We start from the raw sequence: 6980 nt of genomic DNA, 5'->3' as shown, positions 1-6980 counted from the left end.
GACCACGCCCTGAGCGACCGCGCGAATGGTGGCTGTGCACAGTTCGGCGATCTGCGGGCCGTTCACTGGGCCGGAGAGTCGCGAGGCGATCTCCACCGCACTTCTGTGGCCTGTTTCGCCGTGCGCCATGAGTATGCCGGCGACGATCAAGGCGGCAAAAAACAGGAGCAGCCCCGCGCCGAGTCCGCTAATCGTTGCGAGCACAGCGAGACCGGCATCCTTGAGTTGCGGAGCGAACTTCTGCGCCAGACCCGTGATGTCCGTCGACGCCTGCTGCCAGAGGTCGTACACCTTCTGGCCCACCAGCGGCCAACTGGCCACCGAGTCGGCAGGCGGTGGAACGCGGAAGCTGCCGCTGTCGAAAATGGCTTTCGCATGATCGATCGATTCGGCCACAGCGACGCCCAGCAGATAGGTCGGCACGAGGATGATGACAAACGCGACAAGGATGATCAGGGTGGCGATCAGGCCACCCTTGTTGGCGAACGAACGCTGGAGTCTGACCTGAAGCGGATACATCGTGATCGCGAGGATCAACGCCCAGACCATGAGGTTGAGGAACGGGACAAAAATCCGGAAGCAGAAAATGGCCAGAACAGCAATGAGTCCCGCACGGATCAGGACGTCGAGCAATTGTCTGGAAAACACCCGTTCGGTAATCGGTGTGATCAGCATGACTTGTCTCCCGGCAGGTTAGCTCAAGGAGCGCGCGAGCCGCTACTTGCTCGCGCTAGGCGTAACGGAGATCGCAAGCGCTTCCGTGTACACGACTTGAACCTGATCGCCCTTGCGAATGTTTTTCATCTGCTCGGGGTCCTGCACGATCACCTCCACCGTGTTGCCTTGCGGTCCCTTCAACGTGACCGTTTCCGCCTTGGGATTCACAGCGATGACATCTGCCATGATCGTTACTTCACGACCGATCGTGCCGCCGGGCTTGGCTCCGGGCGTGGACCGCTGTTCTATCGTGCGCTCCGAGGCGGAACGCGGGCCGCTCGCTTTGGTGAGACTCAGCGACATCGATTCCCGGTATTCCGTCGTCACCACGTCGCCAATCTTGAGCTGGTCAAAGTTTCGCGCCTCCTCGCCCACCTGCACCTCGACGACCCGGCCTTTTTTGTCCTTCAGCGTGACGGTCCGGGTCGTGGAGTCAATGGCGACGACCTTGGCCGTCACCGTTTTCGTTCCGGTTACGGTGGCACTTTCCGCACCTTTTGTGACCACCACCGATGTCTGTGGCTGGGCGAATGCCGGGCACGCCACCAAGGCGACGGCGGCCGCCGCAAGGAAAATCCTGATCTTCATGTCAGACTCCTGGGAAACACCCTCTGGATGTCCTGCGCGCGTGCTGCAATGACGCCTCGATAGCCAAGCGGCGCCGTGCCTGCATCAGATGTCGAGCCTGCTGACCTTGGTGCCTTCGAAGCTGAGATTGGCCATCAGACCGGAGTTCGTCAGCACGAAGCCGACGATCGGCGCATTCGTCGTCGCGGTGTCGAGGGTACCGTTAGCGCCCGACTTCGCCACCGCTACCGAGCCATCCACGCCGGCGGTCCAGCCCTTGTCGTTCGTTTTGAATTTATCCAGCGCGTCCTGGGTCATGAACATCAGGACCACCACCTTCGACTGAGCGCCGATCTGCAAACCGAACGACGCGGTACTGGTCTTGTAATAGCCGACGGACGTGCCTCCCACGCGCAGCGCACCTTCCCCATATTCGCCGCCGACCACGAGGCCCGCCGCGATTACCGACGGAAAGACAAGAATGGCCTTGGCCTTGCTACCCTGTTCCCGCGAACCTGGCGTCGCACTGTACAGCTTGTTGAGGGCGCCATCGACGGCGGTATCGATTTCCTTGCGCTTGTTGGCCGCTTCTGTCGGAGTCGAGGTCGAGCCGCAAGCGACCAACGAGCTGGCGAGGGCGATAGCAGTGAGCGAAAAAAAGGTACGACGGTTCATGCAACTCTCCTCGATTGAATTGCAACAGATTTGGGCTTGACGCACCCGAGATTGCCGTCCACATCCATCGAAACAACTAAATAACGCCAGACTGACGCACTGCCTAGAGGCAGCCGCCAACATCGCCACCCGTGTTGCCGCCTGACACGCCGGCCCCGCGGAAGCCCACCCACGTTTTGCTGTTGCCCGTCCATGACGGCCGCACGAGAGCGGCTGCGCCATTCGGAGGCTGCTGACCCGGCACATAGACATCCATCGCCTGGTTGTTTGTCACAATCACCTGCGATATGACTTGCTGTTGCGACTGGTTCGCCCATTTCTGAGCAATGCATTGCGAGACTGCGGCGACCGGCTGTTGGCTCTCTCCGACCGGTTGCGCACTCGGCGGCATGGGTTGGCTTGCACACGCTGACACAGCAAGGGTCACGACGAGAAGCGGTAACGGTTTCATTTATTCACCTCCAGTTGGATTTCCCGCTGCGAAGCGCGCAGGCGAGTCAATCTGTAGCGTCGCGGCGGAAAACATTCAGGTTCTGGGAGACCCTGCGAAGCGGGCGCAAATCGGAGGCAACGTGCAAACCAGCCGAACGGACATGTCTGTCAACAGGCCGTTGACTTGTCATGGCGGTCTCGGAACAAATGTAGATCACGTCAAGAATAGGCCTGGCGCACGCCAGCAGGTATAGGACCTTGGTCCAATGTCACGAGGACCAACAATCAATTAAACTAGCCATGAGACTATGCGTCCTTTTTCTCAGGGAATGTCTTCGCACCACGTGTCATTTCACTTGAGCCGACGTCGGTGCCAATCCAGCGTTTTGTCCGGCGTCATTGTTGCGATAACAAGAGTTCACTGGTTGAATGTTGCAGGCAAACGGAATTTGGCTTGACTCGCGAGACTGAGGGGGCGCTTGGCTTGCGACCGCCATCCCGTCTCGGACCCTTGGACGACAGCGAGGGCCATCCGCTGACAGCGTCACCGATATTTCAAATCGGCCATCATTGCACACGATGCGCTGTTGATACGAAAACGCGTTAGCGAATCCGCCGCTTCAACCAAGCATCAAGGAGCGTGAAAATGGTCGAATCAAGAAGCAGGCTTTGGCGGCGCACGGGCGGAATGCTGGTCGCAGCCGGGCTCTTAGCCTTATCGGGCACGGCTCTCGCCACTAATCAGTCGCAACAGCGCCAGGAAGGCAGGGACGCAAACCAGAATGCCAAGCAAGAGGGGCGCTCGAACAAAGTCGACTGCCGGGCCGCAAACCAACAGAGCAACTCCCAGTGCCGGCAGGACAAGCGCGATACGAAGCAGGGTGGCCGCCAGGAAAAGCGAGACACCAAGTACTGATGGAGAGCGCCGGTCGAATGCCCGCGCCTGCCAGCAGCGCGGCATGCATCGGCCGCCCGGCCACCCCAGTGCTGAGCGCATCTGTCTCGCCTGCACCGCAATGCACTGGCTCTTTTCACTAATTTGCGTTGCGAATCGGCGACGCGGACGTGATCCGCTTCCGTCACCCCGGTTCGTCTCTCCATTCCGCACCGGCGCCGCGCGCCACTCGCTAGAAGCGATAGCCGATGCCACACAGAATGACATCCGTATCATGGCTATAGCGCGTGACCACGCGATTCCACGTCACGCGCCGACCAGCTGTGCGTGATGCGATACGAAGCCGAAATCGACACGAGCGCGGACAGAATGCCGTCGCCCTTGAAGTACGGCGGTTCGCTGTCAAGCAACGTTCGAACAGTTCGGCCCGCTCCTGCGTGCAAAAAACGTTCTCCCTAGCCTTGGTACAGACGTGGACGGAGCCTCGGCCCATGTCGAAGCCAATCTCTGAGAGCGTGCGGTCAAATCGCAAACGGTTCTCGTTAAACTCCCCGATGTGTCAGCGATTTTTCCAACGGTGCCGTGTACCATGTATAGCCATAACCGAAGCTCCGCAGAGCTTAGAATTCTGCCATGCCTTGTAGCCTCTTTATATGGTCCGTCGTCACGCACCAATCTCGTTCTTGTTGCGTATAGGCAACGTGGGCCAGAGTCAGTGACGCCAGGACAGTTGGTCACTCGGAAGCGCCATGATGGGCGGCCGCGATTGAAGCGTCCCGCTCTTTGGCCGCTTCTGCCTTCTTGTGGTCGTATACCTTCTTGGCAGCACTGACCTTCTTGTCGTAGGTCTTGTTTGCTGCCGCAACCTCCATTCTCATCTGGACGATTGGATCATTGCTGCCGCTGGGGGCAGTCGACGCCGCAGGCTGCGCCTGACTCTGTGCCCAAGCTGGCCAAGAAAGGGCAATCGCGGCGAGTACCGATACGCCAATCTTGCTTCTCATGATTACTCTCCGGTTTGATGCACTGTACGGTTGTGATCGAATTTTCCTGCCGACTACGATCGTGGAACGGAGAAACGCAACGTCGCCGCTCGATCCCGCCGCGGCATCGTATCCCTTTGTAAGCAGCCACATCTCCGTCAGTTCCCATGTTTGGATGCGACGGCATTCGCACTCTCGACATCCCACAACTTCAGCATTTCGCTTAAGTGGCCTTCTGCTCGGCATGCCCGTGTAGTTCCGACGCCGTCGCGCTGCGGCCGTGCTGCTCAAGATAATGCCACGCATTGATGCTATCCCGCCAAAATCATCGCGACGTTACGTCTCCGGATCTCTCCGGGACGCGCAGAGAATTTTCAGCTCTGTCGCATTAATGGCTTTACAGCCTCTTTTGGATTCCGAGCGGGTGGTTTGGCGGACGTGCCACGTCTCGCCCCGTGCAACGCCGCGATGTGCTGCCTCTCTTTTCACACAGACCGTGTTGCAAAATCGAGCAGGCCGTCACCCAGCGTCCTGCAATTCGAACGGCCGTCAAATCGCGATTAAAACTTGAAGGTCACATTCACGCTTGGACCGCTAAAGCGCAGCGTTTGTACGAGCTGGTCCCCCGACCCGTAAAATGCGAGGTACCGATAGAGCAGGCCGAAGTCGACCCGTTTCGTCGCGTACGCCACCCCTGTCAGCGCCTGCCACGTGAACTTTGAGGTGCCCGTCCCCACGTCGAGATAGAACGGGACGTACCAGGTGCCGTCCTGAGTGATGGTCGCGCGTCCGCGCACGCCCGCAAAACCGTTGAAGATGTTCTGCATTTGCCCAACATGAAAGTTTGAGCTGGCCCCAGGTCTGGCGCCAGCTGTCGCACCGATTGCGACGTCGAGCGTTCCCTTCACACCCAGATAGCGCATTCCCGCGATTGCATCGATATACCCCCATTCCTGCCGCACGACAGTGCGACCGCCGCCCAGTTGGACCAGCGTTCCCGCGAAACTTGTCTGAACGTCCTGCTGTGTTTCGCGCGTGCCCAGAACGCCGCTCGTCGAATTGACAGAGCTCTCGTGCCTGCCGAAGTTCAAGTAGATAGAGTCGGCGAAAACACTCCAGTCCCCTTTGCGCGCCTCGCCCTGCAGCATAAAGGCGAATCTGAGGTTCTGCAGATAGTTGTACGGGCCGCTGGATGCGTCGGCGCCGCCGCCAGGCACCGTGAAGCGGAGCGTCCCGCTCACGGTAGGTAACCAAAGGTAAGGCGCCACTGCAAACTGCCACTGCGCGCTGGCATCGCCCGGCGGGGGGTCGGCCGCAAACGGCCAGCCACTTATTGCAGCCATTGTCAACGCGGCGATGCCTTTTGACCGTCGAGTCATGATCCCCTCCTATCTCTCTGCGGCGTTTTTTAAGTCCGAGCCGCGTCGCTCGCATGGTCAAAGTTCGCCCTGATTGTCGTCCGTGCGCGGCCGAAGCCCGCAGTCGACTTGAGGCGCAGCGCGCGTTGGCTGGCACGACGGTCGTCGCGAAGCTATAGCACACTCGCATTGATTTGGGTGATGTAAGGCTAGAAACTCATCGCAAACCCCGAACGACAAGCCGCGCACCTTGAGAGGTAGCACGCATCTCGGCATCGATTTCGTAGTTTTCGCGGAGGCTGCTCAACGCCCCGGCATGCGGTTCGCATTTTGACGATGCGTTCATCGAATGAGATTGGCTCAACACCGCCGCCGGATTCGGACGGCTCGCGAGGCGCACGCGTCGGCATCGGTTCCGGTTCGGGTGGCCGGCGCGCCAGCTTCACCCACCCGCTAAACGTGCCCTTCGCGATCTCGCTGTATTTCGCCCGCGCGAGTCGCTCGCCTTCCGCCTGGCCGTGAAATGCCGTGAGGTTCCGAATGGTTCGGATGGCCTCCTCTCTTGATACGTGCGGGTCTGTCGCCATGATTCGCCCCGTTCGTTCGGGATGTTCGCCATCAATACAAACAGGATGCCACCACTACGAACAACCGCCGCGCGGGACCGCGTGGAAAGTTGCCCGGACGCTATGCAGGCAATTTCGTGCTCGAGGCAAGCACTCGCCCATCTCCATGCCCTTTTCCGTCACCTGTCAAATGGGAACGCGGGTGCACCGATACGCCTTGCATTGCGGTATCGCTTGCACTACAACGTTAGGAGTCTCCCTCGCGCTCTCCTCGGCGTGATGGATTGCCCGCTTCGGCGGGCTTCTTTTTTGCTGGACCAGGAATGCGTCCCCTCAAGGGCTTTGGCGGCATGTTGTAGATCAATGCGGGGCCGCCTCTGCGCGGGCCTTCTTTCGCTTGGCTTTCACTATTTGCCACCAATAAAAAGGCCAGGTCAATGGCGGCGTTCGGGGCGGTATACGAAGAAAAACGACCTGCTCATCGGCTGGCAATCAATACCACCGACCACGTCGCCGCAGTATCACCAGCACGACCCTCGCAAGCGTCGAACAACCGGTTATGCGGCCGGGCCTGATAGGCCGCGACCGTCATCCCGTTTAAGCGCACCGGTTCGATCGGCCAGGTCCGCTGCCGCACCGGATCCGGATCAGGCTGATCATCGATAGGAGCCGCCAGGGAGCACCGCTGCGTTATGATCGCCTCAAGCACGCTAGGAGTCTGCGCGGTAGACGAGTTTTGAGCTGACAGCGGGGACGCTGCGGCGTCCGGCATCGCGACCGCTTTCGG

General features: G+C 59.7%; 9 protein-coding genes. 1 reads left to right on the top strand and 8 read right to left on the bottom strand.

Annotated elements, in window-relative coordinates; translation table 11 throughout:
* From AWB68_RS41530 to AWB68_RS50285, 4 genes are all read right to left on the bottom strand, one after another.
* Window positions 1-675 (bottom strand): AI-2E family transporter (locus AWB68_RS41530; RefSeq protein ID WP_125483237.1); only part of this gene is annotated, 675 nt, incomplete at its 3' end.
* Window positions 676-717: 42 nt separating this feature from the next.
* Window positions 718-1305: a single stranded DNA-binding domain-containing protein gene (locus tag AWB68_RS41525; protein WP_087649964.1), complete on the bottom strand. Its 588-nt coding sequence runs from the start codon at window positions 1303-1305 to the stop codon at window positions 718-720.
* Between the two features lie 84 nt (window positions 1306-1389).
* On the bottom strand, window positions 1390-1959 hold the full coding sequence (locus tag AWB68_RS41520) for a BPSL1445 family SYLF domain-containing lipoprotein (RefSeq protein ID WP_087649963.1): 570 nt from the start codon (window positions 1957-1959) through the stop codon (window positions 1390-1392).
* A gap of 103 nt (window positions 1960-2062) precedes the next feature.
* Window positions 2063-2410 (bottom strand): hypothetical protein, encoded by a 348-nt coding sequence (locus tag AWB68_RS50285; protein WP_087649962.1) that lies wholly within the window; start codon window positions 2408-2410, stop codon window positions 2063-2065.
* 627 nt (window positions 2411-3037) lie between these two features.
* On the opposite strand from AWB68_RS50285, the gene AWB68_RS41510 reads away from it, so the two are divergent.
* The gene (locus AWB68_RS41510; protein WP_087649961.1) at window positions 3038-3307 is read left to right on the top strand and encodes a hypothetical protein; all 270 of its coding nucleotides are present in this window, start codon (window positions 3038-3040) and stop codon (window positions 3305-3307) included.
* A 257-nt stretch (window positions 3308-3564) separates the two neighbouring features.
* Here AWB68_RS41510 and AWB68_RS50980 read toward each other — a convergent pair whose 3' ends face one another.
* The 4 genes from AWB68_RS50980 to AWB68_RS41495 all read right to left on the bottom strand — a co-directional run.
* The gene (locus AWB68_RS50980) at window positions 3565-3696 is read right to left on the bottom strand and encodes a hypothetical protein (protein WP_268810979.1); all 132 of its coding nucleotides are present in this window, start codon (window positions 3694-3696) and stop codon (window positions 3565-3567) included.
* 324 nt (window positions 3697-4020) lie between these two features.
* Window positions 4021-4290 (bottom strand): hypothetical protein, encoded by a 270-nt coding sequence (locus tag AWB68_RS41505; protein WP_087649960.1) that lies wholly within the window; start codon window positions 4288-4290, stop codon window positions 4021-4023.
* A gap of 539 nt (window positions 4291-4829) precedes the next feature.
* Window positions 4830-5648, bottom strand: coding sequence for a hypothetical protein (locus AWB68_RS41500; RefSeq protein WP_087649959.1), 819 nt, complete (start codon window positions 5646-5648; stop codon window positions 4830-4832).
* Between the two features lie 1023 nt (window positions 5649-6671).
* Window positions 6672-6980, bottom strand: a 309-nt coding sequence (locus tag AWB68_RS41495; protein WP_235028803.1) for a hypothetical protein, incomplete at its 5' end; no start/stop codon positions are given.

Origin of the sequence: Caballeronia choica (assembly GCF_001544535.1) — a bacterium.
In the GTDB taxonomy this organism is placed as follows: Bacteria; Pseudomonadota; Gammaproteobacteria; order Burkholderiales; family Burkholderiaceae; genus Caballeronia; species Caballeronia choica.
This window is presented reverse-complemented; position numbering and strand designations above follow the sequence as displayed.

Excerpts from the sequence above, each read along its gene's own strand:
- AWB68_RS41510 (WP_087649961.1), top strand. The coding sequence starts at position 3,038 with ATGGTCGAATCAAGAAGCAGGCTTTGGCGGCGCACGGGCGGAATGCTG.
- AWB68_RS41525 (WP_087649964.1), bottom strand. The coding sequence starts at position 1,305 with ATGAAGATCAGGATTTTCCTTGCGGCGGCCGCCGTCGCCTTGGTGGCG.
- AWB68_RS41505 (WP_087649960.1), bottom strand. The coding sequence starts at position 4,290 with ATGAGAAGCAAGATTGGCGTATCGGTACTCGCCGCGATTGCCCTTTCT.
- AWB68_RS41520 (WP_087649963.1), bottom strand. The coding sequence starts at position 1,959 with ATGAACCGTCGTACCTTTTTTTCGCTCACTGCTATCGCCCTCGCCAGC.
- AWB68_RS50285 (WP_087649962.1), bottom strand. The coding sequence starts at position 2,410 with ATGAAACCGTTACCGCTTCTCGTCGTGACCCTTGCTGTGTCAGCGTGT.
- AWB68_RS41500 (WP_087649959.1), bottom strand. The coding sequence starts at position 5,648 with ATGACTCGACGGTCAAAAGGCATCGCCGCGTTGACAATGGCTGCAATA.